Source organism: Brevibacterium linens (assembly GCF_003999335.1).
Lineage (GTDB): Bacteria > Actinomycetota > Actinomycetes > Actinomycetales > Brevibacteriaceae > Brevibacterium > Brevibacterium linens.
Map to the genome: position 1 here is coordinate 152,895 of NZ_CP026734.1, position 26,989 is coordinate 179,883.

The window sequence follows — 26,989 nt, forward strand, 5'->3', positions numbered from 1 at the left end:
CCCAGGGGTTCGCGGTAGCCTCAGTGGAGCTTGGCCAAACCGAGGTCGTTGCCCTTCGTCTCCTTGACGAGGCTGACGCCGATGAGCGAGATGACGCACACGATGATCATGTAGATCGCGATCGAGATCGACGAACCCGTCTCGGCCAGCAGGGTCTCGGCGATGGTCGGGGCGAAGGCGCCGCCGAGGATCGCGCCGAGCGCATAGCCGATCGACACACCTGAATAGCGGACCTCGACGGGGAACATCTCCGCATACATCGCCGACATCGGGCCGTAGGACAGACCCATGCCGACGGTGAGGACGAAGATGCCGATGCCGTACATCCAGATATTGGCCATGTCGATCATGCGGAACGTCGGGATGAGCCACACGATGAGCAGGATGTAGCCGATCTGGAAGGTGCGCACGCGACCGAGCTTGTCCGACAGCGCGCCGCCCCACATCGTGAACACCAACCAACCGAAGCTCGCCAGGGTCGTCGCCAGCAGCACGGGCGCCCGGTCGAGGCCGACGGATCCGCCCTCGGCGAGAGGACGAGAGGCGTAGGCGGCGAAGAACGCGATGATCATGTAGCCCACGGCGTTGTTGCCGATGAAGATGAGCGCAGAGAGGACGACTTCCTTCGTGTTCTTCTTGAACAGCGTGCCCAGCGGGGCCGAGGACTCGGCCTTGCGTTCGGCGAGTTCGGCGAAGACCGGTGACTCCTCGACCTGGCGGCGGATGTAATAGCCGACGAGCACGAGGACGACGGAGAAGAGGAACGGAATCCTCCAGCCGAAGCTCGCGAACTGTTCGGGAGTGAGCACGGTGGTCAGGATCCAGATGACGCCGGTGGCGAGAATCATGCCCACGGGCACGCCGATCTGCGGGTAGGCGCCGAAGATCCCGCGCTTGGAGACCGGGGCATGCTCGACCGACAGCAGTGCGGCACCGCCCCATTCGCCGCCGGCGGAGAAGCCCTGGAGGATCCGCAGCAGGGTGAGCAGGATCGGTGCGCCGATGCCGATCATCGCGTAGTTCGGCAGCAGGCCGATGAGCGAGGTCGCGGCCCCCATGAGGATGAGCGTGAGGACGAGCATCTTCTTCCGCCCGATCCGATCACCGAGGTGGCCGGCGAGGACTGCGCCCAACGGTCGGAAGAGGAACGAAATGCCCAGAGACGCCCAGGCCATGATCTGGCCGAGCGCCGGATTGTCCGAGGCCAGCGGGCCGAAGTACTGAGCCGAGAGGACAAGACCGGCGGCCTGAGCGTAGATGAAGAAGTCGTACCACTCGATGGTGGTGCCGACGAGGGTGCCGGCGAGGACCTTGCGCTCCTCGCGGGTGATCGTGTGCTGAGCGGTTGTGGACATGCCTGGACTTTCCGTTGCTGGGCGACATTGCCGAGGACCGCGGCGCACCGGCGAGTCCGTCTTCGGGCCGGCCGATGGTGACCGTTCGGTCAGTAATCGCTCTCGATCATAGACCAGGACAGTGGCGTACGCCACTCCTTGCGATGACAATTACCGACCAATTGGTTAGTATATTTCTATGAATCGGCAGCGGTGCCGACATCGGCCACCGTGAACCGGGAGACGTCGTTCCGCGAGGGAGAGCAAAGCATGACCGAAATCCTCAGTTCCTATGTGGCCGGAGGCTGGCGCACACCCGGAGCGTTCGAGTCCGCCCGACCCGTCCGCGACGCCGGCACCGGAGAGCTCCTGCACTCGGTGAGTTCGGCCGGAATCGACTTCGCCGCCGTCGCCGATCATGCCCGGACCACCGGCGTCGAGGCGCTGCAGGCACTCACCTTCCACCAGCGCGGTGTGATACTGAAGAAGCTTGCGACCTACCTCATGGAGCGCACGAAGAACTACCACGAGATCTCGTTTTCCACCGGCACCACGAAGCGCGACGCCTTCGTCGACATCGAAGGCGGAATCGGCACCCTCTTCACCTACTCCGGCGTCGCCCGCCGCCAGATGCCGAACTCGACCGTCCACCTCGACGGCGGAGTCGAGCGTCTGTCGAAGAACGGCACCTTCGTCGGCCGCCACATCCTCACCTCCCGGCAGGGCCTCGCGCTGCAGATCAACGCCTTCAACTTCCCCGTCTGGGGCATGCTCGAGAAGTTCGGGCCGATGTTCGTCGCCGGCGTCCCCGTCGTCGTCAAGCCCGCCACCGACACCGCCCACCTGACCCGCGCCGTCGTTGCCGACATGATCGAGTCCGGGCTGCTCCCCGATGGTGCGATCCAGCTGGTCAGCGGCGACGTCACCCCGCTCTTCGACCACCTCGCCGAACAGGACGCGATCGCCTTCACCGGGTCCGCGAACACCGCCCGCACGCTGTCCGCGCTCGACTGCGTGACCCAGCGCGGCACCCGCTTCTTCGCCGAGGCGGATTCGCTCAACTTCTCCCTGCTCGGTCCCGACGCCGCACCCGGCACACAGGAGTTCGACCTCTTCGTCTCCGGCGTCGTCGCCGAGATGACCGTCAAGGCCGGACAGAAATGCACCGCGATCCGCCGCACGTTCGTGCCTAAGGCCCACGCCGAGGCGGTCGGCGAAGCGATCATCGCGAAGCTCGCCACCCAGGGCGTCGGCGATCCGCGCGAGAAGTCCACCCGCCTGGGCCCCGTCGTCTCCGACAAACAGCGCACCGACGTCCTCGATGCGGTCGACCGGATCATCGCTGGGGGAGCCCACCTGCTGACCGGCGGACGTGAGGAGTCCGATCGTCTGGCTGCCGAGCACGGCGGAGCCTATGTCGCGGCGACCGTCCTCCAGGCCGATGACGCCTGGTCCGATGCCGTCCACGACATCGAGGCTTTCGGGCCCGTGACCTCGATCATCACCTATTCCGACACCGAGGATGCCGTCCGTCTGGCCGCCCGCGGCCGCGGCTCCCTGGTCGGCTCCGTCGTCACCCACGACCGTGAGTTCGCCACCGAATTCGTCCGGAAGATCGCCCCGTGGCACGGCCGCGTGCTCGTCCTCGACCGTGACGATGCCGACGAGTCGACCGGTCACGGTTCGCCGCTGCCGAACCTCATCCACGGCGGCCCCGGTCGGGCCGGCGGCGGTGAGGAGATGGGTGGACTGCGCGGTATCACACACTTCATGCAGCGCACCGCGATCCAGGCCTCCCCGGACATGCTCACCGCGATCGGTGGGGAATGGGTCAACGGATCGGAGCGCCGCCTCGGCGAGCATCCGTTCACGAAGTCGCTTGCGGATCTGCGCATCGGCGACACCCTGGATTCGGAATGGCGCGAGGTCACGCTCGACGATATCGAGCACTTCGCGAACTTCACCGGGGACACCTTCTACGCCCACATGAACGAGGAGGCGGCCGCCGCGAACCCGTTCTTCCCGGGACGCGTGGCGCACGGCTACCTCATCGTGTCCTTCGCCGCCGGACTCTTCGTCCAGCCGGACCCGGGCCCGGTGCTCGCGAACTACGGACTCGAGGGGCTCAACTTCATCACGCCCGTCTCCCCAGGTGACAAGCTCAAGGTGACACTGACAGCCAAGCGCATCACTCCGCGTGAGACCGACGAATACGGTGAGGTCCGCTGGGACGCGCAGGTCGTCAACCAGAACGAGGAGCCCGTCGCGAACTACGACGTGCTCACCCTGGTGGCCAAGGAGTACTGAGGGCGCAAAAGGTTGTCGAGTTCCGGACGTCCTGTGCGGGATTTCGAGCAGTTCGACCGCACGGAACGTCCGGGACTGGGCCTTCTCGCTGTGCTGAGTGTTCCCGCGGCGGATGACTGCCGCCGGAACCTTGGGCGACCCGAATCACCGGTCGTGGGGAACGCGGACCTTGAGGCATGACGGGCGGATCGTCACTGTTGCCGGGGTCTGCGCGACCGCGTCGCCGTCGGCGACGATCTCGACCGGCGCGGCACCGGCGGGGGTGTCGATCTTCACCTCCCGCGCGTGGGCGAAGTGGATATGCGGATGCCGGTCGTGCTTGCCGGACATGAACGCGACGAGCTCGACGGCGAGCCTCGGCAGCCACGCCTCCTTGAGGAGGACGACGTCGATGAGTCCGTCGTCGATCGCCGCCTCGGTGGAGAGTGTGAGTCCGCCCCCGTAGCGGCCGGAATTCGCGAAACCCGCAGTCAGGCCCCGGAAGTCGAGGCGCTGTCCGTCGACTGTCAGATCGAGGTCGATGCTCCTCGGCGGCAGGATCGCACGCAGGATCCCGTACAGGTACACCCAAGGGCCCGGACGACCCTGGTCGAGTTCGCATGCCGCTGGACGGTCGAATCGAGGCCGAGGCAGACGTTGCCGAGGCTGATCGTGCCGTCGAGGTCGAGCACGTCGATGGCACGATCGGTTCCGTTCGCGATGGTGGCCACGGCCTCTTCGACGCCTTTCGGGATGCCGAGTTTGCCGATGAGGTCATTGCCGCGCCCACCGGCGATGACGCCCAGTGATGTTGCGGTGTCGACGAGCCCCGCGGCCACTGTGCGCGCCATCCCGTCCCCGCCGAGTGCGCCGACGACTGGGGCGCCCTCGGCGGCGAATGCTGCGGCGAGCTTCTTCGCGTGGTCGGCGCTCGTGCTTCTGACAAGCCGCGCCTCGAGGCCGTGTGCTGCGAAGGCGTGGACGAGCGGATCGATGCGTCTGAGCACCGCTCCGCGCCGTGCCGTGGGATTGAGGATCACGGGCACGACCGCCGGGTCGGCGACCGGCCGTGCAGAGCCCCGGTCTGTGGAATCCGTGCCGAAGTCGCCCTTGTCGTCGATGCCGCTCACAGTCGTTCCGGTCCGTTCATCAGCTTGCCGGGATTCATGATGCCGGTCGGGTCGACCTCGGCCTTGGCCGCACGCAGCATCCGCAGCCACATCTGACCGGCCTCTGCCGGCAGCCACGGAGCGTGATCGGTGCCGACGGCGTGATGGTGGGTGATCGTTCCGCCGCCTGCCATGATGGCGTCGCTGGCCGCGGACTTCAGCGCCTTCCATTGGGCGATCTCCGCCCCGACCTCCTGCTTGGCGAAGACCGTGTAATACAGCGAACAGCCCGTGGCGTAGAGATGCGAGACGTGGCAGAGCACGAATGCAGGAGTGCCGCGCTCGACCATCGCTGTCTCGATTCCGGCAGTCATCGTGCCGTGGAGGTCATTCACCTTCGACCACGGGGCCGAGGTCTCCATCGTCTCGACGATCATGCCCTCACGCAGCAGCTGATCCCGCAGGTACGGAGTCGAGAAGCGGTGCTTCTCCCACGAGGTCTCCGGAACCGCGCCGAGGTTGACGCCCTGGTGCCGACGCACGATCGAACGGCCCTGCGAGCGACGCGCACGCACATCGGAGGGGGTGCCGTCGTAGCGGACGATGAGGAGGCAGGGAGTCGTGAGGCCGCGGGCGCGCAGGTAAGCGAGAACGCCCCTGCGCTGCAGCTCGCTGCCGAGCTGCGCGAGACCGAACGCGGTCTCGTTGGCATCCGAGAGACGGGCGATGTCGAGGTGCAGTCCCGACTGCTCCATCTCCCGCAGTGCTGCGCTGCCCGAAGCGAAGTCGGGGAAGAACCAGGAGTCGCCCAGCACTGCCTTCGGCACGCGATGGATCCGCAGGGTCGCCTCGGTGATGATGCCCAGCGTCCCTTCGGAGCCGACGAAGAGCTGCCGCGGGTTCGGGCCGGCCGCCGTGGCCGGGGTGGTGGGCAGCTCGACGGGGCCGTTCGGGGTCGAGCAGCGCAGACCGCAGACGTTCTCATCGATGCGGCCGTGGGCGATCCGTTCCCTCTGCGCGGTTCGGATGATATCATTGGATATCAAATGGAGGTGATGCGAGATGACTGATGTGCTGATCCGAAACATTTCGGATGAGACTCTGTCGAGAGTCGATGCGATGGCTCGGCGCGCGGGGTTGTCTCGTGCTGAATATCTGCGGCGGACGATTGATCGGGAGGCGCTTCGCTCCGATGAAGCGGCGACTATCGAGGACCTGCGCAAATTCGATCGACTGGCGGATGAGCAGCATATGAGTGGGGCGTGGGGGTGAAGGGGCTCTCGTGGCTCATTGACAAATCTGCGTTGGTTCGAGTCGGACGCAGCGGTGAGGCCGAGCAGTGGCTGGACCGGATCAACCGTGGTCTGGTCCAGATCTCAATCCCGACTCTGCTGGAAGTAGGGTATTCGGCGACGAGCCCAACAGACTGGTCCGCAGCCATCGAAACACCCCCGATTTCCCTGATGCCACTTGCAGGGATTACACCGGCGGTCGAGAGAAGAGCCATTGAGGTGCAGGGCATCCTGGCTGACAAGGGTCATCACCGCGCGCCGTCGGTCCCAGATCTGCTTATTGCCGCGATCGGCGAGGTGAATGGGCTTGTTGTCCTGCATCAGGACAAGGATTTCGAGTTGATCGCTGAAATCACTGAGCAGGAGTTCGAGCGGATCGACTGAGCGCCCGAGGAGGGCTGAGCCTCAGGCCTTCAGCCCCTGGAAGGCCATCGTCGTGACCGCCTCGGCGATGGTGTCGGGGTCGACGGGATAGCTGGGGCGGTACCACTCGGTGATCGAGTTGACCATGCCGAAGAGCAGGCGGGTGATGAGCCCGGCGGTGAAGTCCGAACGCAGGCCGCCCTCGGCGATGGCGGCCTCGACGAGGGCTCGGACCTTCGCATCGATCTTGCGGCGCGCCTCGAGGGCTTCGCGTTCCAAGGCTGAGTTTCCGCGCACGCGCAGCAGCAGAGTCACCGAATGGTGGTATTCGATGAGGATGACCACGCTGGCGCGCACGGCCAGGCGCAGGCGTTCGAGTGCGGAGACGTTCTCACGCAGACTCTCGGTCTCCACCGCGGAATCGAGCGCGCGGATGCCACGGCTGATCGCCAGGTGCAGCAGCTCTTCCTTCGACGTCACGTGATGGTAGATCGCCGACTTCGTGATGCCGAGCTCACGGGCGACCGTGTCCATCGACGTGCCGTCATAGCCCCGGGAGACGAAGACTTCGGTGGCCCTGTTGATGAGGGTCTCCCGGTCGTATCCGGGACGGCCGCGGCGCGAGCGTTTGGGGGCGGCCGCCTCGGCGGGGGTCGACGAGGACGTCGTTGACGATGTTGACGTCGACGACTGGGCGTTCGCCGCGGCGGCCGGGTCCGCAGTCATCGCTGTCTGCGGCGAAGTCTGCGCAGGTGAGGGGGATTCAGGCATGCGCACCAGTCTAACGAGGTGCCGGGCGGCACGCCGCGATACCGGTCACAGGTCGGTGCGCATGCTGCGAATCCGGGGCGCTCATCTCAGCGCACGCCTTCGCGGCGGTCGATGATGCGCTTCATCTTGCCGACCGAACGCGGCAGGTCGCCGGGCAGCTTGATGTCGATGGTGCAGGAGACGCCGAGGCGCTCCTTGATGCGGGCGGCCACAAGCTTGTCGAGACCCTCGAGCTCGACGGCGCCGACGCCGTCGCGGGCTTCGACCTCGACGGTCATCTCGTCCATCCGACCCGGGCGAGTGAGGACGAGCTGGAAGTGCGGGCTCAGCGGCGCGAACTCGAAGAGCACGGTCTCGACGTTCGCGGGGTAGACGTTGACGCCGCGGATGATCATGAGGTCATCGGAACGGCCGGTGATGCGCGAGATACGGCGGAAGTTCGGGCGAGCGGTGCCCGGCAGCAGGGTCGCCAGATCATGCGTACGGTAGCGGATGATCGGCAGCGCTTCCTTCGTCAGCGAGGTGAAGACGAGTTCGCCCTCCTGCCCGTCGGGCAGCACCTCACCGGTGAAGGGGTCGACGATCTCCGGGTAGAAGTGGTCCTCCCAGATCGTCGGGCCGTCCTTCGTCACCGCGGACTCGCAGGCCACGCCCGGTCCCATGACCTCGGAGAGGCCGTAGATGTCGACGGCGTTGATGTTGAAGGAGCTCTCGATCTCCTTGCGCATCTCGTCCGTCCACGGCTCGGCACCGCAGATCGCGGTCTTCAGGCTCGTCGAGGTCGGGTCGATGCCCTGCTTGTGGAACTCGTCGAGGATCGTGAGCAGGTAGGTCGGGGTGGCCGTGATGATGTCCGGCTTGAAGTCCTGGATGAGCTGCACCTGGCGCGGGGTCTGACCGCCGGAGATCGGGACGACCGTGAACCCGTGACGCTCTGCCCCGTGGACGCCCAGACCGCCGGTGAACAGGCCGTAGCCGTAGGCGTTGTGCATCATCTGACCGCGCTTGCCGCCCGCACCGAGGATGGACCGCGCGATGAGGCTGCCCCACCGATCGAGATCGCCCATCGTGTACCCGACGACCGTCGGCAGGCCCGTCGTTCCCGAGGAGGCGTGGATGCGCGCGACCTGCTCCTGCGGGACGGCGAAGAGCCCGAACGGGTAGTTGTCGCGCAGGTCCTGCTTGGTCGTGAACGGCAGCTTCGCAATGTCATCGAGGCTCGTGATGTCGGCGGGAGCCACGCCGAGTTCGTCGAAGGCCTTCCGGTAGAACGGCACCCGTTCGTACACCGAGGTCACCGTGGTCTTGAAGTTTGTCAGCTGGTCGGCGCGCAGCTCGTCCAGGCTCATCCGTTCGCCGGCGTCGAGGTCGGTCTCAGTCATCATCGTCTCCTTGCGAATCTCTTCTGTGTGTCAGATCCAAAGACCGCCGAGGTGGTCCACCGTTCTTCGGTGTCCGGTCGTCGACGGGTGGTTCGGTGGGGGTCCTCCGGCTCGGCGGGGAGCCGGACGCGGGTCGGGAAGTCGTGCGGTTGGCCGGGTCTACTTGCGGGCGGGCAGCGTGCGGGAGCGGCCGCGGTAGGTGGCAATGATGTCGTCGCCGCGGGTGACCGTGACGTCGTAGATGCCCGAGCGTCCCTGCTTGATGACCTCATGGCCGCGAGCGACGAGCTCTTCACCGAGGTGCGTGGGTTTGAGGAAGTCGATGTCTCCGCCGGAGGCGACCGTGATCGATCCGGGATAGTTGCAGGCCATCGCGAAGGTCGTGTCGGCGAAGAGGAAGATGTAGCCGCCGTGCGTGATGTCATGGCCGTTGGTCATGATCTCGGTGACCGTCATCGAGCACTGCGCCCACCCGGGTCCGTGGTCATCGACGGTGATGCCCAAGTGCTGGGACGCTCGGTCATTGGCGAACATCGCGGCCGCACCGGTGAGCTCGGGTGAGGACGTCGTGGTCTCTGGGACCGGGGAGGACGCCTCGGTGGGGGACTCGGGGGCCGCCTCGGTGGGGGTGGGTTCGTTCGGGGTCTGCGACTCCGCGGTCGTCGTATCGTGGGCGGGCTGCCCCATGGTCGGCTCCTCCTCGAGTCGCGGGTTCGGGCGCCGGTGCACGAGGAGCGCCTGCGCCGCTGTGTGTGGACGACGGTGAGAGTTCCCCGTGATTCCGGACGGTCAGCCCGTCGGAGAATAAACGACCATCTGGTCAATAAATATCGTGCCGATCGTCTTCGGTGTCAAGTCCCGGGGTGATTCGGCCTGCGAATTGCGCACGCATCGTCAAGCCCAGGCGGGAATAGGTCACTATCGGACAGCTGCCGAGAAATATAGGTCGCTCTCGGACATTTTCCGGCGCTGAAAGTATCCGATGCTGACCTGAATTCGGCGGGCGCCGCTGAGCAGAGGGGCGATTCGGCGACGCGGCGGGGTTGAGCGGCTCTTTCGCGTGGGTGGCATTGCGCCCGGGCGAGGGGTGTGCGACACTGGTGGCAACAATACAGAACAAATGGTCAGTAAATGGATGCCCCGGACCAGAAGGCCATACGATGGTCGGACCGATTCGAGGTCGGCAGCCGCTGACCGAGGCAGGTCCTGACAAGGGCACATCCAAGGGCGGAGTGGTCATGACAATTCAAGTGAACGACAACCGGTTCGACGAGGCGCAGCTGCAGGAGCAGTTCGACGCCACGATCGAGGCCAAGGATCGGATCGAACCCCGGGACTGGATGCCCGAGGCCTACCGCAAAACGCTCATCCGCCAGGTCGCGCAGCACGCGCACTCGGAGATCATCGGCATGCAGCCAGAAGGCAACTGGATCTCCCGCGCACCCTCCCTGCGGCGCAAGGCGATCCTGCTGGCGAAGGTCCAGGACGAAGCCGGACACGGCCTCTACCTCTACTCGGCCGCCGAAACCCTGGGCGCCACACGCAACGAGCTCACCGAGAAGCTCGTCGCCGGCAAGCAGAAGTACTCCTCGATCTTCAACTACCCGACCCTGTCCTACACCGATGTCGGCACCATCGGCTGGCTCGTCGACGGGGCGGCCATCTGCAACCAGGTGCCGCTGTGCCGGACCTCCTTCGGCCCCTACGGCCGCGCGATGATCCGCATCTGCAAGGAGGAGTCCTTCCACCAACGCCAGGGCTACGAACTGCTCATGACGATGATGCGCGGCACCGACGCCCAGCGTGAGATGGTCCAGGAATCGGTCAACCGCTTCTGGTGGCCGGCCCTGATGATGTTCGGCCCGCCCGACGACAACTCGCCGAACACCGAACAGTCGATGATCTGGGGCATCAAGACCCACACGAACGACGAGCTGCGTCAGAAGTTCGTCGACATGTCCGTCCCGCAGGCCGAAGCCCTCGGCGTGACGTTCCCCGATGAGTTCCTCAAGTGGAACGAAGAACGCGGACACTACGACTTCTCCACCCCGAACTGGGACGAGTTCTGGGCCGTCGTCAAGGGCGACGGACCCTGCAACGAACAGCGCCTGACCCACCGCAAGCGCGCCTGGGACGAGGGGGCGTGGGTGCGCGAAGCCGCGCTCGCCTTCGCCGAGAACCAGACCGCCGAGGCGGCGGCTGACGAGACTCCCGCCGCCGGAGTCGACACCACCACGCCTGAGGAGGCAGCGAAATGACCGAGACCAACCCCGGCCCCACCTCGGCGAAGGACAATTCGACTGCGGGCTCGACCCGCGGCGAATGGCCGCTGTACGAGGTCTTCGTGCGCGGCAAGCGCGGACTCAACCACGTCCACGTCGGATCCCTGCACGCCGCCGACGATCAGATGGCCGTCCACCACGCCCGCGACGTCTACACCCGACGCAACGAAGGCGTGAGCATCTGGGTCGTCCGCGCCTCCGACATCACGGCCTCAAGCCCGGACGAGAAGGACCCGATGTTCGCCCCCAGCGGCGACAAGGTCTACCGCCACCCGACCTTCTACGACATCCCCTCCGATGTCCCCCATATGTGAGAAGGGGCGAGAGATGACTGCGAACAACGAACCCACCATCCACGTCGAACACGACGAAGCCGGCACGAACGTCGAACACGGCGACCACGACAACGCGTACTCCGGACTGCTCGTCAACGACGCGAACTGGGCCTTCGGCACCGACTTCGAAGACCCCCTGGCCGGCGTCGATACGACCGTTCCCGACGGTGTTGATGCCAAGGACCTCGGGGCGTACTGCCTCATGCTCGGCGACGACGCGCTCGTGTTCAGCCAGCGGATCTCCGAATGGTGCTCGAACGCCCCAGATCTCGAAGAGGACATCGCGCTGGCGAACATCGCCCTCGACCTCCTCGGACAGGCGCGTCTCCTGCTCGCCCGCGCCGCAGCCGCCGATCCGCAGCTCGTGCCCGAACTGCCCGCCGGCTCCCCGGTCCCCGATGAGGACCGGCTCGCGTACTTCCGCAACGACCTGGACTTCCGCAACGTCCGCCTGGCCGAGGTGCCGGGCGGCGACTTCGCCGAGGCGGTCGCGAAGATCCTCATCTACTCCACGTGGCGCCTGTCGATCTTCGAACGACTCTCGAGCAGCCGCGACACCGTGCTCGCGGCCATCGCGGCCAAGGGTGTGAAGGAGATGTCCTACCACCGCGACTTCGCCGGACGCTGGGTCGTGACCCTGGCCCGCGGGACCGAGGAATCGCGATCCCGCCTGGTCACCGCACTGAACGGCCTGTGGCCGCTGTGGTCCGAACTCTTCGAGACCCACCCGGTCGAGACTGCCGTGGCCGAAGCCGGAATCGGCGTCGACCCCGCGACGGTGGCCGACGAGGCATCCGTCATCCTCGACCAGGTGTTCGCCGCGGCCGGAATCGACCGGCCCGAACGCGGCGGTCTGGCCGGAGTCGGCGTCCACCGCGGCAAGGGCCGCGACGGACTCCACACCGAGGCCCTGTCGAAGCTGCTCGCCGAGATGCAGGTCGTCGCCCGCGAGCACCCGGAGGGGCAGTGGTGACCGCCATGCTCGAGACCTCCCCGACCGACACCCGCACAGCTGACATGGATACTCGTACGACTGACACCGCCGCCGAGGCGATCGACCGTGCCTGGGCCGCCGCCGAACGCGTGACCGACCCCGAGATGCCGATGCTCACCCTCCTCGATCTCGGGGTGCTGCGCGACGTCACGATCGAGAACGGCCACGTTGTCACCATCATCACCCCCACCTATTCGGGCTGCCCCGCGATGGCGACGATGCGCGATGACCTGCAGCGCGAACTCCTCGAGGCCGGATTCCCCGATGCCGAGGTGCGCGTGTCCCTGACCCCTGCCTGGACGAGCGACTGGATCACCGAACGCGGGAAGAAAGCCCTCAAGGACGCCGGAATCTCCCCACCCGGAGCCGCACCGCGCAACTCCGGCCCGGTGGCGCTGACGCTCATGCCCACCCGCCGCGCCGTGACCTGCGTGCTGTGCGGATCCGACGACGTCAGGCTGTCCTCCGAGTTCGGCGCAACCGCATGCAAGGCCATGTACCAGTGCAACGTCTGCCTCGAACCGTTCGACCATGTGAAGGAGATCTGATGACCGATCTGATCGATCAGACCGCCGAGGCGGCCCCCGCCACCGAGCCTGCCGACGGATTCTCCCGGTCGGCCTTCTACCCGCTGACCGTGAAATCCGTCGACCACCTCACCGAGGATTCGGCCGCCGTGACCTTCGACGTGCCCGGCGAATACAGCGAACTCTTCGACTTCGCGGCAGGACAGTCCCTGACCCTGCGCCGCATCATCGACGGCGCCGAGCACCGCCGCACCTATTCGATCTGCGCCCCGGCCGGAACCGCCCCGCGCATCGGTGTGCGCGAAGTCCCCGAAGGACTCTTCTCCCTGTGGCTGGTGCGCGAGGTCCGTCCCGGTGACGTCATCGAGGTGCAGCCTCCCTCGGGCAGCTTCCGCGCCGATGCCTCCGCCGGCGGCAGGCACCTGTGCATCGCCGCAGGCTCGGGAATCACCCCGATGCTCTCCATCGCCTCGACCGTCCTGTCGAACCCCGACGCCTCGGTGACTCTGCTCTACGGCAACCGGCACACGAACACCGTGATGTTCGCCGAGGAGCTCGCCGACCTCAAGGACGCCCGCAACCAGCAGCTCGACCTCGTCCACGTGCTCTCCCGCGAACCCCGCGATGTGGAGCTCTTCTCCGGTCGTCTCGACGAGGAGAAGCTGCGGGACCTGCTCACCGCCATCGTCCCGATCGGCAGCATGGACCATGTGTGGCTGTGCGGACCCTTCGGCATGCTCGAAGACGCCCGCAAGGTGCTCGCCGAATTCGGCGTGCCGAAGGAGAGGATCCACTTCGAACTCTTCTACGTCGACGAACCCCCACCGGAGGTCGTCCACGCGGACAAGGTCATCGAGGGAGCCACCAGCGACGTCACCGTCATCCTCGACGGCAAACGCTCCACCTCGGCGATGTCGCAGGGCAAGACCATCCTCGACTCCGCACAGGAATCCCGGTCCGATCTGCCGTTCGCCTGCAAGGGCGGGGTGTGCGGAACCTGCCGCGCGAAGATCTGCGGCGGTGAGGTCAACATGGTCCGCAACTACGCTCTCGAGGACGCCGAGGTCGAGGCGAACTTCGTCCTCACCTGCCAGACGTTCCCGGTCAGCGACGAGGTCACCGTCGACTTCGACTCGTAAGCGGCCCGAACCGAACCGGGCGCCGGCCCGCTCATCAACGGGCGCCAGCCCGTACCATGTCACCTACCCGAACTCGTCAGCGAGGAGACCCATGCCCGAGGCATTCATTCTGGACGGACTGCGCACCCCCATCGGACGCTACGGGGGTGCACTGGCCGACCAGCGGCCCGACGACCTCGTGGCGACCACGATGAAGACCGTCGTCGAGCGGGCGGGCATCGACCCGACCGATATCGACGAGGTCATCCTCGGCTCGGCGAACCAGGCCGGTGAGGACAACCGGAACATCGCCCGCATGGCCGTGCTGCTGGCCGGGCTGCCCGAATCCGTGCCCGGGTTCACCGTCAACCGTCTGTGCGCCTCGGGGATGACCGCGATCACGACGGCCCGGGCGATGATCGCCGCCGGAGACGCCGATGTGGTCGTGGCCGGCGGTGTCGAATCGATGACCCGCGCCCCGTGGGTGAGCGAGAAGCCCTCGCGTGCGTGGTCGAAGCCGGGCCGGACCTGGGACACCTCCATCGGCTGGCGGTTCACGAACCCCGCCTTCGGTGAGGACGTGACCCTGTCGATGCCGCAGACGGCCGAACGCGTCGCCGAGAAGTGGCAGCTGAGCCGCGAGGCCCTCGACGAATTCGCCTTCCAGTCGCATCAGAAGGCGCTGGCCGCGCAGAAGGTCGGCAGCTTCGAGCGTGAGATCCTGCCCGTCGGCGAGGTCACCGCCGATGAGGGACCACGCGATTCGACGCTGGAGAAGCTCGGCAAGCTGCGTCCCATCCACGGACCCGGCGGGGTCATCACCGCCGGGAACTCCTCATCGCTCAATGACGGTGCCGCCGTCGTCGTGCTCGTATCCGAGGACTATGCGAACAAGCACGGACTGAGCCCGCGCGCCCGGGTCGTCGCCGGAGCCAATGCCGGTGTGTCCCCGGAGATCATGGGCATCGGCCCCGTCCCCGCGACCCGCAAGGTGCTCGAACGCACCGGCTGGAGCGTTGATGACCTCGAGGCCGTCGAACTCAATGAGGCCTTCGCCTCCCAGTCACTGGCGTGCATGGGCGACCTCGGGCTCGACCCGGAGACCGTCAACGGATTCGGCGGAGCGATCGCTCTGGGCCACCCGCTGGGCTGCTCCGGGACCCGCATCACCCTGACCCTGCTCAACCGTCTGGAGCAGGCCGGGGCGACGAAGGGCCTGGCGACCATGTGCGTGGGCGTCGGCCAGGGTTCGGCGCTGCTGCTGGAGCGCGTGTGAGTGCCGGCGGCACCGGCGGCGTGAACGGCGGCACCGGCGTGAACGATTCCGCCTCCCCGCTGCTCATCGAACGCCACCCCGACCGGACGATCATCCGGCTCAACCGACCCGAGGTCCGCAACGCCATCGACCAGTCGATGGTCGATGCCCTCCACGCCGTGTGTGCTGAACTCGAGGCCGAACCGAAGGTTGCGATCCTCACCGGCACCTCCGGCATCTTCGCCGCCGGGGCCGACATCTCGCAGCTGCGCAATCGTCGCCGCGATGATGCCCTGGCCGGGATCAACTCGAAGATCTTCTCCCGCATCCAGGAGCTGCCGATGCCGGTCATCGCGCTGATCGACGGATTCGCGCTGGGCGGCGGAGCCGAGCTCGCCTTCGCCGCGGACTTCCGCATCGGCACCCCGTCGACGAAGATCGGCAACCCGGAGACCGGTCTGGGCATCCTCGCCGCAGCCGGAGCCGCGTGGCGCCTGCGCGAACTCGTCGGCGAACCCCGCGCCAAGGAGATCCTGCTGGCCGGACGGACCCTGCAGGCCGATGAAGCCAAGGCCATCGGTCTGCTGGGCGACGTCGTCGACCCCGAGGACCTCGAACTCGCCGGTCAGGCGCTGGCCGATCGGATTGCGAGCTTCGCACCCCTGGCCGTGCGCCTGAGCAAGTCGGCGTTCCACGCCCCGAGAGAGGCCCATCCCCTCATCGACAATGTGGCCCAGGCGGTCCTGTTCGAAACCGACGAGAAGTTCGCCCGCATGGACGCGTTCCTGTCCAAACGCGAGGCCAAGAAGGCGAAGAAGGCCGCCGAACAGGCGGCGAAGGAAGGCGACAACACATGAGCGACACCACAATCACCCCCACCGAGGCAGCCGGTACCACCGCCCGCGTCCCCGACGTCGTCGGCGTCTTCGGCGGCGGTCGGATGGGGGCGGGAATCGCGCATGCCTTCGCCACCGCCGGAGCCCGCGTCATCGTCATCGAGAACACCGACGACACTGTGGCCGCCGCCAGGCAGCGCATCGACGCATCTACGAGTAAGTCGGCGTCCAAAGGCATCGAGGTGCCCGGAACCGTCATCGTCGACCGCGACCCGACCCTGCTCGACGAGGCCCTCCTCGTCGTCGAAGCCGTGCCCGAGATCGTCGAACTCAAACAGGAGGTGCTCGCGACCATCGCGAAGCACGCTCCCGCCGCGAGCATCGGGACGAACACCTCGGCGCTGTCGATCGACGAGCTCGCCGCGGCCCTGCCGCGTCCGCAGGCGCTCATCGGACTGCACTTCTTCAACCCGGTGCCCGTGTCCGAACTCGTCGAGGTCGTCGTCGGCACCCACACCGAACCGACGCTCGTCGACGTCGCCAAGGACTGGGTGACGGGACTGGGGAAGACGGCGATCACGGTGAAGGACTCGCCCGGATTTGCCTCCTCCCGCCTCGGCGTGGCTCTCGCTCTGGAGGCGATGCGGATGGTCGAAGACGGCGTCGCCAGTGCCGAAGACATCGACCGGGCGATGACTCTGGGCTACCGGCATCCGGCCGGGCCGCTGAGGACGACGGACATCGTCGGCCTCGATGTGCGCCTCGGCATCGCCGAGCACCTCGCCGAAGAGATCGGCGAGCGTTTCACACCCCCGCAGATACTGACGGACAAGGTCGCCGCCGGCGAACTCGGCCGCAAGTCCGGGCAGGGTTTCTACACCTGGTGACATCCCCGCAACACGGACACGCAAAGGAGCATCCATGACCGAGATCCAGCTGAAGAACCGCGGCCCGATCGCCGAGATCGTCCTCGACGGACCCGAGTCCCGCAACGCCCTCGACGCGGACAACCTGCGCGATATCGCCGCCGCCGTGGCCAAGGTCGCCGAGGCGGTCCCGAACGTCCGCGCGCTCGTCATCCGCGGGGAGGGCAAGGTCTTCTGCTCCGGCCGTGACATCGCGAACGTCGACGTCGAGACCGACGATGCCCACGCCTTCCTCGCCGAGATCTTCGCCCCCGTCTTCCAGGCGATCCGGGCGCTGCCGATCCCCGTGATCGCGCAGGTCCAGGGGGCGGCACTCGGGCTCGGGTACGGAGTGGCCGCGGCCGCCGACATCATCGTCGCCGCCGAGGACGCGAAGTTCGGATCCCCGTTCGCCGCGATCGGTGCGATGCTCGATTCCGGTGCCCACCATGTGTTCCTCGACCGGGTCGGCTACCACCGGACCATGGACCTCATCATCACCGGAGACTTCATGACCGGCGCCGAGGCGGCCGCCACCGGGATCGTCTCCCGTGCGGTCCCAGCCGCGGAACTGACCGACTTCGTCGAATCGAAGCTGGAGAAGATCGTCACCGGACCGGCCGAGGCCTTCGCCATGGAGAAGGGCTTCGTGCAGAAGCTCGCCGACGAACGTCCGAACCTCGCCGAGGTGCTGGCCCAAGAGGCGGCCCTGCAGGAATCGGCGCGGCAGACCCCGGACTATGCCGAAGGGTTCAGGGCCTTCCAGGAGAGGCGGAAGCCGAACTTCGAATGAGGTTCGGGCAGCGTCGAGTCAGGACTCCTGGGCCGGTGATGCGTCAGGACGGTCGTCCGTGGTGTGGTCGCTCGGGTGGTCTTCTGCATGGCTCGCCGACCGCCAGCGTTTGAGTGTGATGAGCGTGAGGACGATGACCAGCGCCCATGAGATGCCCACCACTGTCCCGGTGAGGACGCCGGGATCTCCGATGAACGCCCCGACGGCGACGAGGGAGAGCTGACCGGGCAGCGACGACACAGCGGTAGCGAAGAGGAACGTGCGGTTGTCGATGCCCAGTGCCCCGCTGCCGTAGTTGACCGGCCAATACGGGAGCCCTGGCAAGAGGCGCAGGGCGCACACTGCGTATAAGCCGCCGCCGGTGAGCTTGGATTCGATCGTCTCGGCATGGGAGCCGAGCAGCCGCAGCACGGTGTCCCGGCCGAGCGCCCGAGCGATCCAGTACCCGATCCAACAGCCCGCGACGACGCCGATCATCGACAGCAGGGTGCCGAAGCCGACCCCGAAGATCAGGCCGCCGGCAGTGGCCATGATCGTCACGGGAATCGGTGTGGCGGCGACGCCCATGTAGATGAGGATGAAGACGGCGAAGCCCCAGAATCCGGCTGCCGCGATGTCGTTCTGCAGCACATCGACCGAAGGCAGGCGGACGTTGAAGACCGCCCACACTCCTGCCAGCAGGGCGAGAGCGAGGGCGATATTGCGCAGGATCGTCGGCCAGTCGAGGCGCCCCCGGCCCAGCCGGGGGCGGGGCGACCGCTCTAAGGGCGAGGCGTCTTCGTGTCCGGGCATGGCCCGATCTTACGTCTCGCTCGCGGCGGTCGGGCAATCTCCGCGTCAGGCCGCGGGACCCTCGGTCAGGGTCACCTCGGCGGTGTGGGTCTGACCGTCGGTGCCTGTCCACGTCACGGACACGGTGTCTCCGGGCTTGTGCTCGGCGATGGCCTCGGACAACGAGTTGCCGTCGGTGACCTGGGTCGAGCCGATCTTCGTGATCGTGTCGCCGGCGGTCAGTCCCGCCTCGGCGGCCGGAGTGTCCTCGTAGACTCCCGCAACGACGGCACCTGCGGTCTGCGACGATGAGTTCGACTGGCCGTTCGAGCTGCCGTCTCCCGGCTGGATCGACTGGCTGCCCTGACCTGACTGGCCCGACTGTCCGCTCTGCGAATCCTGCTGGACTCCGATGCCGAGGAACGCCGGATAGCCGAGCGTGTTCGTGGCTGTCTGCTGTCCGTTGATGATCGATTCGGCGGTCGTCAGCGCCGACTCGATGGGAATGGCGTAGCCGGTGACCACGGCACTGCCGGAGGAAGCAGCGGTGTTCATGCCGACGACCTCGCCTTCGTCATCGAGCAGCGCACCGCCGGAATCCCCGGAGACGATATCGGCCTGGACTTCGATCATGTCTCCCAGAGTCTCCGAGTCTTTGGAGCCCTGTGCGGTGGTGGTGACCGAAGCGCCGAGGTCGGTGACCGATCCGTCGGCGGCCTGCAGCACTCCGCCGCCCTCGGAGTTGCCGACGGCGGTGACGTCGTCGCCGACCGAGACGGAGTCGTCGTCGATCGTCGCCGTCTGCAGGTCCGAGGCGTCCTTGAGCTTGAGCACGGCCACGTCCTTCGTCGAATCCGAACCGACGACGGAAGCCTCGTAGGTCTTGCCGGTCGTGGCGACGGTGACGGAGATCTTCGTCGAATCGGCGATGACGTGGTTGTTCTTCAGCACCAGACCGTCCTTGCTCAGTACGATGCCGGTGCCGGCCGTCTCGGCGTTCTCATAGCCGAGCTGGGTATCGATGAGGACGACGCCGGTCGACTCCTTCGCACCCGCCGGACTGGCCTCCTGCTGGGACGAACCGTCACCGCCCTGCCCGGTGTCAGGCGACTGCGAGCCGCCGCCCGGCGTGGTGCCTCCGGAGTATCCGCCCTGGCTGCCTCCCTGGCCGCTGCTGCCTCCCTGGCTGGGGTCGGTCGGCTGCCCGATGAAGGGGATGGCCGACTGGGTGGTCCCGGCCGCGACCGTGCGGGCATGGCCGGCGGCAGCGGCCGACAGGCCGGCTGCGGATCCGATGCTCAGCGCCAGGGCCGCGGCGGCTCCGGTGACGGCCATGGCGAGTCGACGCCTGCGGGGACGGGATCGGGTGGCGGCTGTCGCCGTCGTCTCGGTGCCGATTGTGTTCTCACCGTTGTGCCCAGCGCCGGTCGCCGTCTGTGCTGACCTCATGCGCCTCGACTCGTTCATGGTCGTGCCTTTCTGTGCTGAGGAGGAGTTCCTGATGACTCCTATTCAGCACCCGCACGCTGTGGCTGGGCTGTGGCGCGGCTGAGGCAAGGCTTCGATTCTGTGGGCCCGCGATGACAACGGCGGGTTCGCGGCTGCGTCGGGGCCGCCTCGGCGAGGGGGTCAGCCGGTGAAGATCGCGACGGCCTTGACCACGGTCAGGGACAGGCCCCAGAGGAGGCCGCCGACCACGACGACGGTGAGGACGGATCCGACGGCCCGGTAGGCACCGCCGACGGGGGACTGCGGTGGACCGGAGTCGGGGACGTGGGCGACGGGGGTGGAATCGTTCATGATCTGACCCTTCCTTCAGTTCTCTTCGAGGGCGGCGGCCTGCTTGGCGGCGACGTCCTCTTCGCGTTCGAAGTACTTCTCGCTGACCGGGCGGACGAGCGCATTGGCGATGAAGCCGACGACCAGCGCGCCGACCATGATGAACATGCCCGGAGTGTAGAGGGCGGGGCCTTCCTTCCCTGCCGCCTCGCCGGCCTCGACGACGGAGTTGACGATGAGCGGACCGGCCACACCGGCGGCCGACCAGGCGGTGAGCAGGGCGCCGTGGATGGCTCCGACCTGGTAGACGCCGAAGAGGTCCTTGAGGTAGGCGGGCACGGTGGCGAATCCGCCGCCGTAGAAGGAGATGATGACCAGTGTGGCCAGCACGAAGAGGATGAGCGAATCGCCGCCGAAGAGCGCGACGAGGAGGTAGAGGATCGCTCCGACGCCGAGGTACATCATGTAGTTGTTCTTCCGGCCGAGGTAGTCCGACGTCGTCGACCAGATGAATCGTCCGCCCATGTTGCCGATCGAGAGCAGACCGACGAAGCCGGCTGCCGCGGCGGCGGTGATGCCGAAATAGGACTGGATCATCGGGGCGGCGTTCTCGAGAATGCCGATGCCCGCGGTGACATTGAGGAACAGGACGCTCCACAGCAGCCAGAACTGCGGAGTGCGAATGGCGTTGCGGACAGAGACGTTGCCCTTCGTCTGCATCGGCTTGGCCTCCACCTTCGACGGGTCGAAGCCCTTCGGGGTCCACTCGGGGTGGGGGACGCGGATGACGAAGGCGCCGGCGGCGATGACCACGGTGTAGACGATGCCGAGGGTGACGAAGGTCGGGGTCAGTCCGGCGACGAGGTGCTCCGGTTCGGCACCGCCGCCGTAGAGTGCCATGAGCTGGTTCGACATCGGGCTGGCGATGAGGGCACCGCCGCCGAAGCCCATGATGGCCAGCCCTGTTGCCAGGCCCGGACGGTCCGGGAACCATTTCATCAGCGTCGAGACCGGGGAGATGTAGCCGATGCCCAGACCGATTCCGCCGATGACTCCGTAACCGAGGTAGACCAACCACAGCTGACCGGCCACGATGCCCAATGAGGCGATGAAGAAGCCGACGACCCAACAGGTTCCGGCAGCGACCATCGAGGCGCGAGGGCCGTTCTTCTCCACCCAGGGGCCGAAGACGGCCGAGGAGATGCCGAGCATGAGGATTGCGATCGAGAAGATCCAGCCGATCGAGACCTCACCGGTGTCGAAGTGGGTCATGAACGGAATCTTGAAGACGCTGAATGCGTAGACCTGGCCGATGCACAGGTGGATGGCCAGAGCGGCCGGTGGGATCAGCCACCGGTTGAAGTTCTTCGGCGCGACGATCGCCGAGCGTGTGAGAATGGAAGCCACGGGAAGTCCTTTTCGTGAATGAAACTCGTGTCACCGTCGACACCGGTCAGCGGACGGAACGTGCGGCCGGCGGTCGCTTGACCGACCGGAGAGTCCACCTCAGAGTAAGTTCCACACAAGGAAAATGCGAGGAACGCTCGGCTTTTTCTTGAGAAAAGGCGGCAGTTTCTTGCCAAATGGGATGGAATCCGTGGCGTTCGGGCCTCAGAGGTGGATCGTGACGTCGGCCTGCTTGCGCAGCTTCTTCGCGTACTTCTGAGTCGCCTCCTGGGACTTCTGCTGCTTGACCTGCTTCTTGAGCTGGGGGCGCATGTCCTCGATAGGCGGCATCTCCTGCTGTTGTCCGCCCTGCGCAGCCATCTGCTCCTGCTGGGTCTTCGCCTGTTCGTAGGCCTGGCCGATCTCTTCGCCGGTGACTTCGAACTCACCGTATTCGTCCTCGATGAGGCCTTCGATCTTCAGCTGGTTGGCAAGCTCCGAGCGGACCTTCTTCTCATCCATGCCCTGGTCCTTCATGGCCTTGAGGAAGTCCTTCTCGCTCATCTGCCCCGATTTCGCGGACTCCTTGAGCCCCTTGTCGATGTCCTTGTCCGTGACGTCGATCTTGCGCTTGTCGGCTTCCTGGACGAGCACCTCGGTGCTCACGAGGTTCTCAGCGGTCTGCTTCTTCAGGCCCGTCTCATCGACCGGCTGGCCGGACTGCTGGGCCTGCATCTGCATCTGCTGGTACTGGGTTTCGAAGAGGGGGACGAACTCGTCCTTCGTGATCGTCTTGCCGTTGACCTCGGCGACCACCTCGGGGATGTCCTTCGTGTTCGGTTTGCCCTGCTGGCCCTGTTGGTCCTGGGCGGAGTCGGCGCCGGGCGACTGTTCGGCTGCGGCCGAGGAGTCCTTCGGCGATGCTTCGTCATCCTGACTTCCGCAGGCGGCCAACGCCACCACGGAAACGGACATGGCCAGGCCCAGCAGCCACCGGTTCGTTCGCACATTCACTCCTGCTCATCGGTTTCAGCCTGCCAGGCTAACAGGGCCGACTCCCCGACGAATGTGTGGAGTATGTGCGTCACTTGGCAAGGGTGGTTGCGGTGGTTGGGCTCGGGGAGGTTCCTGATGCTTTCTGTTCGTCTCGGACTCGTCGATCGGGCGCTGACGGCAGGCCGCCTCGGCGGGTACACTTCGGCTACCGGAATGGCACGGAGCACGGTCCGTGCTTTCCGCGGCGAAGGGAGTTGGCTATGGAATCGACGTTTCGCGGGGTGTTCCTCACCTGCACCGACGCCGAGGCGACCGCCGCCTTCTATCGCGAGATCGCGGGACTGGCGCTGACGACCGAGGGCGATGAGGAGTACTCGTACTTCGTCGTCGAGGCCGGGGGAGTGCAGTTGGCTCTGCATTCGGCCGAGGCCTTCGCTGACTATGCGTTCCCGCCCCTCGCCGAGTCGAATCTCACGCACCTGTACTTCCGGATTCCGGATCAGGCGGAGTTCCTGACGCGGATCAGACACGCGGGCACCCCGCTTGTGGCCGTCGACGACGTCGTCGTCACGGTCGAGGACCCCGACGGTCGGAAGGTCATGTTCGGCACGGCGTGAGGATTGGTCAGTTCGGTCCAGGGTGTCCGCGACCCTGCCACACCGGATAGGTGAACATCCGATACTCATCGACGAGACCGGCAACAAGGGTGCGTCGACCACCGGAGGGCATAGATTGGTAACAGCAGCCGACCGGAACCGGTCGAACCGAACCGCACGCCACCCATACGATGAGGAGCCCCATGACCACCCCAGATTTCCGCACCGAAGCTCAGGGCCACCTCGATCTCATTGCCCTGCGACGGAAGCTGCACGCGAACCCCGAACTCGGGTTCGACCTTCCCTTGACGCAGCAGACGGTGCTCGATGAGCTCGCCGGGCTGGGACTTGAGATCACCACGGGGGAGTCGCTCACCTCGGTGGTGGCCGTCCTCAAGGGCGGGAAGCCCGGTCCCGCGGTGCTGCTGCGCGGGGATATGGACGCGCTGCCGGTCGTCGAGGACACCGGCCTCGACTTCGCCTCTGAGAACGGGAACATGCACGCGTGCGGACACGACCTGCACACGGCGGGGCTTGTCGGCGCCGCACGCTTGCTCGCCGCTCACCGGGAGGAGCTCCCCGGATCGATCATCTTCATGTTCCAGCCCGCCGAGGAGGTCGAAGGCGGGGCCGAGCCGATGATCGCCGAGGGGGTGCTCGAAGCCGCCGATGTCCCGGTCGTCGCGGCCTACGGCATCCACGTCGAAGCCGACGTTCGAGGTCGCTTCACGACGAAGGGCGGGCCGCTCATGGCCGGGTTCGCCGATCTCACCCTGACCATCCACGGGGCCGGCGGACACAGCAGCCAACCGCAGGCGACCCGCGACCCCGTGCCGGCGCTCGCCGAGGTGGTGCTGGCCCTGAATACGATGACCGGCAGGTCCTTCGACATCTTCGACCCTGTCGTCGTCTCGGTCACGCAGCTCGAAGCCGCGCAGGCCAGCAACGTCATTCCGGACTCGGCGAAGCTCACCGCCTCCATCCGCTTCCTCTCCGCCGAGTCTCTGGCACTGCTGCAGGAGCGGGTGACCGAGATCGGTGAGAACATCGCCCGGGCGCACCGGTGCACCGCCGAGGTCGACTTCCAGGTGGGATTCCCCGTGACCGTGAACAACCCGGATGAGTCGGCGAACGTGCTCGAGCGGTTGGGCTCGGTCTTCGGGGCCGAGCGGGTCGTCGAGATGGAGCATCCGCGGATGGGGTCGGAGGACTTCTCCTTTGTGCTTCAGAAGGTGCCGGGCACATTCGTCTTCCTCGGCGCGACGCCCGAAGGCATCGACCCGGACGCCGAGACGAACCATTCGCCCAGGGTGGTCTTCGACGACGGTCTGCTCGGCGATCAGGCTGCGGCGCTCGCCCACCTGGCGTTTGCGCGGCTGGAAGATGAGGAGCGGGGCTGATGGCCGGCTGTGGTCGCAAGAATAGGTCGTAACCGGATACTTTCAGGGCCTCCTGAGTATCCGGTTACGACCTGAATTTCGGCTCGCACTATCCGATTGCGACCACTGTTCGCAGAACAGCCCGTGGAACGAGCCTCAGGCGGAGATGAGGCCGTGGGGGTCGAGGACGAACTTCTTCGCCACACCCGAGTCGAAGTCGGCATAGCCCTGTGGGGCGTCCTCGAGGCGGATCGGTGTCGCATTGACGTTCTTCGCGATCGAGACCTTGTCGTGGAGGATCGCCTGCATCAGTCCCCGGTTGTACTTCATCACCGGGCACTGGCCGGTGACGAACACATGCGACTTCGCGAAGCCGAGGCCGAAGCGCATCGACAGCGACCCTTCCTTGGCCGCCTCGTCGGGAGCCCCCGGATCGCCGGTGACGTAGAGGCCGGGAATGCCGGGCTGCCTCCGGCCCGGGTGATGTCCATGAGCGAATTGAGCACCGTCGCCGGCGCCTCGTGTTGCCGTGTCCGCGAGCTTCGAAGCCGACGGCGTCGATGCCGCAGTCGACCTCGGGTTCGCCGAGGATCTGCGCGATCTGATCCTTCGGGTCGCCTTTCGACACATCGACCGTCACGCAGCCGAATCCGCGGGCCTGGGCCAGGCGATCCTCGTTGAGGTCGCCGACGATGACACAGGCGGCACCGAGCAGCGGCACCGAGCAGCAGCGCCGAGGTGGCCGCGGCGATTCCGACCGGGCCCGCACCGGCGACGTAGACCGTCGAGCCGACACCGACACCGACGCCGGCGCTGACGGCACCGTGGAACCCGGTGGGGAAGATATCCGAGAGCATCGTGAGGTCGAGGATCTTCTCCATCGCCTGATCCTTGTCCGGGAACTTCAGGACGTTCCAGTCGGCATAGGGTACGAGCACATACTCGGCCTGCCCGCCGACCCAGCCGCCCATGTCGACGTAGCCGTACGCCGAACCCGGGCGGTCCGGATTGACGTTGAGGCAGATGCCGGTCTTGCTCTCCTTGCAGTTGCGGCAGCGGCCGCACGAGATGTTGAACGGCACCGAGACGAGGTCGCCGACCTTGACGAATTCGACGTCCCGTCCGACCTCGACGACCTCACCGGTGATCTCGTGGCCGAGCACGAGGCCCTCCGGGGCAGTCGTACGGCCCCGGACCATGTGCTGGTCGGAGCCGCAGATGTTCGTGGCCACTGTCTTGAGGATGACGCCGTGATCGACCTTGCGGCCGATATTGGCGGGGTTGACTCCAGGCCCGTCCTTGAGGACGAATTCGGGGTACTCGGTGTCGACGACCTCGACCTTCCCGGGGCCTGCATAGCTGATTGCCTTATTGCTCATCGTCGAGCCTCCATGAATGCGTGTGCGGGGGAGTTGGGCATGTGAGCGAGTCGAGAGACTGCGCTGACATATCAGTCTTTCATCAGACGTGACTGCAGTCTCGCCGCCCGCGACGGACTCTGTCAAGCCCCCGCTGGAAGAAATATCAAGCGCTTTGCATTCGTCGCCGCAGCCAGCGAAACACGCGTCAGGAATCCTCGCGCAGGCGCGTCGAGAGGATGTACTGGGACATCGTGCGCAGGTGCTGCATCGACTCTCTGACCAGGGGAGACCGGCGGCTTCCGGCCCGCACTGCGGCGATGATCTTCCTGCTCAGGCGGCCGGTTCCCGTCAGTCGGACGCGGCGGACGTTGGCCTCCCCGGCGAGGCTGGCCAGCCTGGGCAGCAGGCTGACTCCGACCCCGGCTCCGACGAGCGCTGCCGAAGTCTCCCATTCGACGGACTCATGGGCCACGGTCGGTGTGACCCCGGCCGCGGTGAACGCGGCCACGAAGAGGGCGTGGTAGGGCGAGCCCGGTCCTGCGGTGATCCACTCCTCGCCGGCCAACTCGCCCAAGGTCACCGATTCGCGGTCGGCGATCGGATGGTCGGCGGGCACCATGACGTCGAGCGGGTCGTCGAGGAGGTCGATGCTTTCGAACCGATCATCCTCCTCGACCTGGACATTGCCCTGCATCGAGACGATGACGGCGAGGTCGATGCGCTCGGCGATGAGAAGTTCGAAGCAGCGAGTAGGACTCGCTTCGATGACGTGGACGCTGATCCCGGGACGAGTCGTGCGCAGCTTGGCGGCCAGCGGCGCCAGCAGATTCGACGAGGCGGTGGAGAAGCCGCCGATGCCGAAATGCGTCGGTGCCTGGTCGCCGGCTCCGAGCGCACCGGCGCGGATGTCCTCCCACGCGGCGGTCAGCTCGTCGGAGCGGCGAACGAGATAGCGCCCCGTCGAGGTCAGTCGCAGGCCGCGTCCGTCCTTGACGAGAAGCGTCATGCCCAAGGACTGCTGCAGGTCTCTGAGCTGGCCGGAGACCGCTGAAGGCGAGTAGCCGGTGAGCTCGGCGGTGGCGGCGACGGTGCCGCAGGCGGCGAAGGTGCGCAGCGTCGTCAGGCGCGGATCGATCATG

General features: G+C 66.5%; 27 protein-coding genes and 1 pseudogene. 14 read left to right on the plus strand and 14 right to left on the minus strand.

Annotation, left to right across the window (positions count from 1 at the left end):
- Window positions 1-20 precede the first annotated feature (20 nt).
- Window positions 21-1,355: an MFS transporter gene (locus tag CXR29_RS00690; RefSeq protein ID WP_127363573.1), complete on the minus strand. Its 1,335-nt coding sequence runs from the start codon at window positions 1,353-1,355 to the stop codon at window positions 21-23.
- A gap of 249 nt (window positions 1,356-1,604) precedes the next feature.
- Here CXR29_RS00690 and paaZ point away from each other — a divergent pair, with 249 nt between their 5' ends.
- Window positions 1,605-3,641 carry a phenylacetic acid degradation bifunctional protein PaaZ gene (gene paaZ, locus CXR29_RS00695; protein WP_127363574.1) on the plus strand — a complete coding sequence of 679 codons (2,037 nt, stop codon included), beginning with the start codon at window positions 1,605-1,607 and terminating at the stop codon, window positions 3,639-3,641.
- Window positions 3,642-3,785: 144 nt separating this feature from the next.
- Here the strand turns inward: paaZ and CXR29_RS00700 are convergent, their stop codons facing one another.
- From CXR29_RS00700 to CXR29_RS00710, 3 genes are read right to left on the minus strand one after another with little or no spacing between them, the layout of a single operon-like run.
- Window positions 3,786-4,208, minus strand: a complete 423-nt coding sequence (locus CXR29_RS00700) for a diacylglycerol/lipid kinase family protein (protein ID WP_127363575.1) — start codon at window positions 4,206-4,208, stop codon at window positions 3,786-3,788.
- Entirely contained in the window at window positions 4,148-4,750 is a 603-nt protein-coding gene (locus tag CXR29_RS00705; protein ID WP_164742737.1) for a diacylglycerol/lipid kinase family protein, read from the minus strand. The genes CXR29_RS00700 and CXR29_RS00705 overlap by 61 nt, the downstream gene beginning before the upstream one ends.
- On the minus strand, window positions 4,747-5,775 hold the full coding sequence (locus CXR29_RS00710; protein WP_241241527.1) for an FAD-binding oxidoreductase: 1,029 nt from the start codon (window positions 5,773-5,775) through the stop codon (window positions 4,747-4,749). The genes CXR29_RS00705 and CXR29_RS00710 overlap by 4 nt, the downstream gene beginning before the upstream one ends.
- A gap of 16 nt (window positions 5,776-5,791) precedes the next feature.
- Here CXR29_RS00710 and vapB point away from each other — a divergent pair, with 16 nt between their 5' ends.
- A complete protein-coding gene (gene vapB, locus CXR29_RS00715) occupies window positions 5,792-6,001 on the plus strand; it encodes a type II toxin-antitoxin system VapB family antitoxin (RefSeq protein WP_025777403.1) in 210 nt (69 codons plus the stop codon).
- Window positions 5,992-6,405 carry a PIN domain nuclease gene (locus CXR29_RS00720; RefSeq protein WP_241241528.1) on the plus strand — a complete coding sequence of 138 codons (414 nt, stop codon included), beginning with the start codon at window positions 5,992-5,994 and terminating at the stop codon, window positions 6,403-6,405. The genes vapB and CXR29_RS00720 overlap by 10 nt, the downstream gene beginning before the upstream one ends.
- A gap of 21 nt (window positions 6,406-6,426) precedes the next feature.
- Here the strand turns inward: CXR29_RS00720 and CXR29_RS00725 are convergent, their stop codons facing one another.
- The 3 genes from CXR29_RS00725 to paaI form a co-directional block, all read right to left on the minus strand.
- Window positions 6,427-7,155: a TetR/AcrR family transcriptional regulator gene (locus tag CXR29_RS00725; RefSeq protein ID WP_127363578.1), complete on the minus strand. Its 729-nt coding sequence runs from the start codon at window positions 7,153-7,155 to the stop codon at window positions 6,427-6,429.
- 86 nt (window positions 7,156-7,241) lie between these two features.
- Window positions 7,242-8,537: an AMP-binding protein gene (locus tag CXR29_RS00730; RefSeq protein WP_127363579.1), complete on the minus strand. Its 1,296-nt coding sequence runs from the start codon at window positions 8,535-8,537 to the stop codon at window positions 7,242-7,244.
- A 159-nt stretch (window positions 8,538-8,696) separates the two neighbouring features.
- Window positions 8,697-9,224 carry a hydroxyphenylacetyl-CoA thioesterase PaaI gene (paaI, locus tag CXR29_RS00735; protein WP_127363580.1) on the minus strand — a complete coding sequence of 176 codons (528 nt, stop codon included), beginning with the start codon at window positions 9,222-9,224 and terminating at the stop codon, window positions 8,697-8,699.
- Between the two features lie 551 nt (window positions 9,225-9,775).
- Here paaI and paaA point away from each other — a divergent pair.
- The 9 genes from paaA (at window position 9,776) to CXR29_RS00780 (ending at window position 17,582) form a co-directional block, all read left to right on the plus strand.
- On the plus strand, window positions 9,776-10,795 hold the full coding sequence (paaA, locus tag CXR29_RS00740; RefSeq protein ID WP_127363581.1) for a 1,2-phenylacetyl-CoA epoxidase subunit PaaA: 1,020 nt from the start codon (window positions 9,776-9,778) through the stop codon (window positions 10,793-10,795).
- Window positions 10,792-11,133: a 1,2-phenylacetyl-CoA epoxidase subunit PaaB gene (gene paaB / locus CXR29_RS00745; protein ID WP_025777409.1), complete on the plus strand. Its 342-nt coding sequence runs from the start codon at window positions 10,792-10,794 to the stop codon at window positions 11,131-11,133. Before paaA ends, paaB begins: the two co-directional genes overlap by 4 nt.
- Before the next feature lie 13 nt (window positions 11,134-11,146).
- Complete coding sequence (paaC, locus tag CXR29_RS00750; protein WP_101596325.1) at window positions 11,147-12,127, plus strand: 1,2-phenylacetyl-CoA epoxidase subunit PaaC; 981 nt, start codon at window positions 11,147-11,149, stop codon at window positions 12,125-12,127.
- Window positions 12,121-12,696: a 1,2-phenylacetyl-CoA epoxidase subunit PaaD gene (gene paaD / locus CXR29_RS00755; RefSeq protein WP_241241529.1), complete on the plus strand. Its 576-nt coding sequence runs from the start codon at window positions 12,121-12,123 to the stop codon at window positions 12,694-12,696. Before paaC ends, paaD begins: the two co-directional genes overlap by 7 nt.
- Window positions 12,696-13,814 (plus strand): 1,2-phenylacetyl-CoA epoxidase subunit PaaE, encoded by a 1,119-nt coding sequence (gene paaE / locus CXR29_RS00760; RefSeq protein ID WP_127363582.1) that lies wholly within the window; start codon window positions 12,696-12,698, stop codon window positions 13,812-13,814. The genes paaD and paaE overlap by 1 nt, the downstream gene beginning before the upstream one ends.
- A 91-nt stretch (window positions 13,815-13,905) precedes the next feature.
- Window positions 13,906-15,069: a thiolase family protein gene (locus tag CXR29_RS00765; RefSeq protein WP_127363583.1), complete on the plus strand. Its 1,164-nt coding sequence runs from the start codon at window positions 13,906-13,908 to the stop codon at window positions 15,067-15,069.
- On the plus strand, window positions 15,066-15,905 hold the full coding sequence (locus tag CXR29_RS00770) for an enoyl-CoA hydratase/isomerase family protein (protein WP_240812229.1): 840 nt from the start codon (window positions 15,066-15,068) through the stop codon (window positions 15,903-15,905). The genes CXR29_RS00765 and CXR29_RS00770 overlap by 4 nt, the downstream gene beginning before the upstream one ends.
- A complete protein-coding gene (locus CXR29_RS00775; protein WP_101555871.1) occupies window positions 15,902-16,771 on the plus strand; it encodes a 3-hydroxyacyl-CoA dehydrogenase family protein in 870 nt (289 codons plus the stop codon). Before CXR29_RS00770 ends, CXR29_RS00775 begins: the two co-directional genes overlap by 4 nt.
- Window positions 16,772-16,805: 34 nt before the next feature.
- The gene (locus CXR29_RS00780) at window positions 16,806-17,582 is read left to right on the plus strand and encodes an enoyl-CoA hydratase/isomerase family protein (RefSeq protein WP_127363584.1); all 777 of its coding nucleotides are present in this window, start codon (window positions 16,806-16,808) and stop codon (window positions 17,580-17,582) included.
- An 18-nt stretch (window positions 17,583-17,600) separates the two neighbouring features.
- On the opposite strand, the gene CXR29_RS00785 is transcribed toward CXR29_RS00780, so the two are convergent.
- The 5 genes from CXR29_RS00785 to CXR29_RS00800 all read right to left on the minus strand — a co-directional run bounded on the left by CXR29_RS00785 (window position 17,601) and on the right by CXR29_RS00800 (window position 22,526).
- The gene (locus CXR29_RS00785; RefSeq protein ID WP_127363585.1) at window positions 17,601-18,374 is read right to left on the minus strand and encodes a TVP38/TMEM64 family protein; all 774 of its coding nucleotides are present in this window, start codon (window positions 18,372-18,374) and stop codon (window positions 17,601-17,603) included.
- A 45-nt stretch (window positions 18,375-18,419) separates the two neighbouring features.
- Window positions 18,420-19,802, minus strand: a complete 1,383-nt coding sequence (locus CXR29_RS00790) for a S1C family serine protease (RefSeq protein WP_164742738.1) — start codon at window positions 19,800-19,802, stop codon at window positions 18,420-18,422.
- 180 nt (window positions 19,803-19,982) lie between these two features.
- Window positions 19,983-20,153: a hypothetical protein gene (locus CXR29_RS17210; RefSeq protein ID WP_164742739.1), complete on the minus strand. Its 171-nt coding sequence runs from the start codon at window positions 20,151-20,153 to the stop codon at window positions 19,983-19,985.
- A 15-nt stretch (window positions 20,154-20,168) separates the two neighbouring features.
- On the minus strand, window positions 20,169-21,539 hold the full coding sequence (locus tag CXR29_RS00795) for an L-lactate MFS transporter (protein ID WP_127363587.1): 1,371 nt from the start codon (window positions 21,537-21,539) through the stop codon (window positions 20,169-20,171).
- 204 nt (window positions 21,540-21,743) lie between these two features.
- Entirely contained in the window at window positions 21,744-22,526 is a 783-nt protein-coding gene (locus CXR29_RS00800) for a SurA N-terminal domain-containing protein (protein ID WP_241241531.1), read from the minus strand.
- A 248-nt stretch (window positions 22,527-22,774) separates the two neighbouring features.
- On the opposite strand from CXR29_RS00800, the gene CXR29_RS00805 reads away from it, so the two are divergent.
- Both CXR29_RS00805 and CXR29_RS00810 read left to right on the plus strand, forming a co-directional pair.
- A complete protein-coding gene (locus tag CXR29_RS00805; RefSeq protein ID WP_127363588.1) occupies window positions 22,775-23,131 on the plus strand; it encodes a VOC family protein in 357 nt (118 codons plus the stop codon).
- Between the two features lie 182 nt (window positions 23,132-23,313).
- On the plus strand, window positions 23,314-24,510 hold the full coding sequence (locus CXR29_RS00810; protein ID WP_127363589.1) for a M20 metallopeptidase family protein: 1,197 nt from the start codon (window positions 23,314-23,316) through the stop codon (window positions 24,508-24,510).
- Window positions 24,511-24,645: 135 nt separating this feature from the next.
- Here the strand turns inward: CXR29_RS00810 and fdhA are convergent.
- A pseudogene (gene fdhA / locus CXR29_RS00815) lies at window positions 24,646-25,868 on the minus strand (formaldehyde dehydrogenase, glutathione-independent).
- 187 nt (window positions 25,869-26,055) lie between these two features.
- A complete protein-coding gene (locus CXR29_RS00820) occupies window positions 26,056-26,988 on the minus strand; it encodes a LysR family transcriptional regulator (protein WP_101596307.1) in 933 nt (310 codons plus the stop codon).
- Window position 26,989: the final 1 nt, after the last annotated feature.

Excerpts from the sequence above, each read along its gene's own strand:
- CXR29_RS00690 (WP_127363573.1), bottom strand. The coding sequence starts at position 1,355 with ATGTCCACAACCGCTCAGCACACGATCACCCGCGAGGAGCGCAAGGTC.
- paaZ (WP_127363574.1), top strand. The coding sequence starts at position 1,605 with ATGACCGAAATCCTCAGTTCCTATGTGGCCGGAGGCTGGCGCACACCC.
- vapB (WP_025777403.1), top strand. The coding sequence starts at position 5,792 with ATGACTGATGTGCTGATCCGAAACATTTCGGATGAGACTCTGTCGAGA.
- CXR29_RS00725 (WP_127363578.1), bottom strand. The coding sequence starts at position 7,155 with ATGCCTGAATCCCCCTCACCTGCGCAGACTTCGCCGCAGACAGCGATG.
- CXR29_RS00730 (WP_127363579.1), bottom strand. The coding sequence starts at position 8,537 with ATGACTGAGACCGACCTCGACGCCGGCGAACGGATGAGCCTGGACGAG.
- paaI (WP_127363580.1), bottom strand. The coding sequence starts at position 9,224 with ATGGGGCAGCCCGCCCACGATACGACGACCGCGGAGTCGCAGACCCCG.
- paaA (WP_127363581.1), top strand. The coding sequence starts at position 9,776 with ATGACAATTCAAGTGAACGACAACCGGTTCGACGAGGCGCAGCTGCAG.
- paaB (WP_025777409.1), top strand. The coding sequence starts at position 10,792 with ATGACCGAGACCAACCCCGGCCCCACCTCGGCGAAGGACAATTCGACT.
- paaC (WP_101596325.1), top strand. The coding sequence starts at position 11,147 with ATGACTGCGAACAACGAACCCACCATCCACGTCGAACACGACGAAGCC.
- paaE (WP_127363582.1), top strand. The coding sequence starts at position 12,696 with ATGACCGATCTGATCGATCAGACCGCCGAGGCGGCCCCCGCCACCGAG.
- CXR29_RS00765 (WP_127363583.1), top strand. The coding sequence starts at position 13,906 with ATGCCCGAGGCATTCATTCTGGACGGACTGCGCACCCCCATCGGACGC.
- CXR29_RS00775 (WP_101555871.1), top strand. The coding sequence starts at position 15,902 with ATGAGCGACACCACAATCACCCCCACCGAGGCAGCCGGTACCACCGCC.
- CXR29_RS00780 (WP_127363584.1), top strand. The coding sequence starts at position 16,806 with ATGACCGAGATCCAGCTGAAGAACCGCGGCCCGATCGCCGAGATCGTC.
- CXR29_RS00785 (WP_127363585.1), bottom strand. The coding sequence starts at position 18,374 with ATGCCCGGACACGAAGACGCCTCGCCCTTAGAGCGGTCGCCCCGCCCC.
- CXR29_RS00790 (WP_164742738.1), bottom strand. The coding sequence starts at position 19,802 with ATGAGGTCAGCACAGACGGCGACCGGCGCTGGGCACAACGGTGAGAAC.
- CXR29_RS17210 (WP_164742739.1), bottom strand. The coding sequence starts at position 20,153 with ATGAACGATTCCACCCCCGTCGCCCACGTCCCCGACTCCGGTCCACCG.
- CXR29_RS00805 (WP_127363588.1), top strand. The coding sequence starts at position 22,775 with ATGGAATCGACGTTTCGCGGGGTGTTCCTCACCTGCACCGACGCCGAG.
- CXR29_RS00810 (WP_127363589.1), top strand. The coding sequence starts at position 23,314 with ATGACCACCCCAGATTTCCGCACCGAAGCTCAGGGCCACCTCGATCTC.
- CXR29_RS00820 (WP_101596307.1), bottom strand. The coding sequence starts at position 26,988 with ATGATCGATCCGCGCCTGACGACGCTGCGCACCTTCGCCGCCTGCGGC.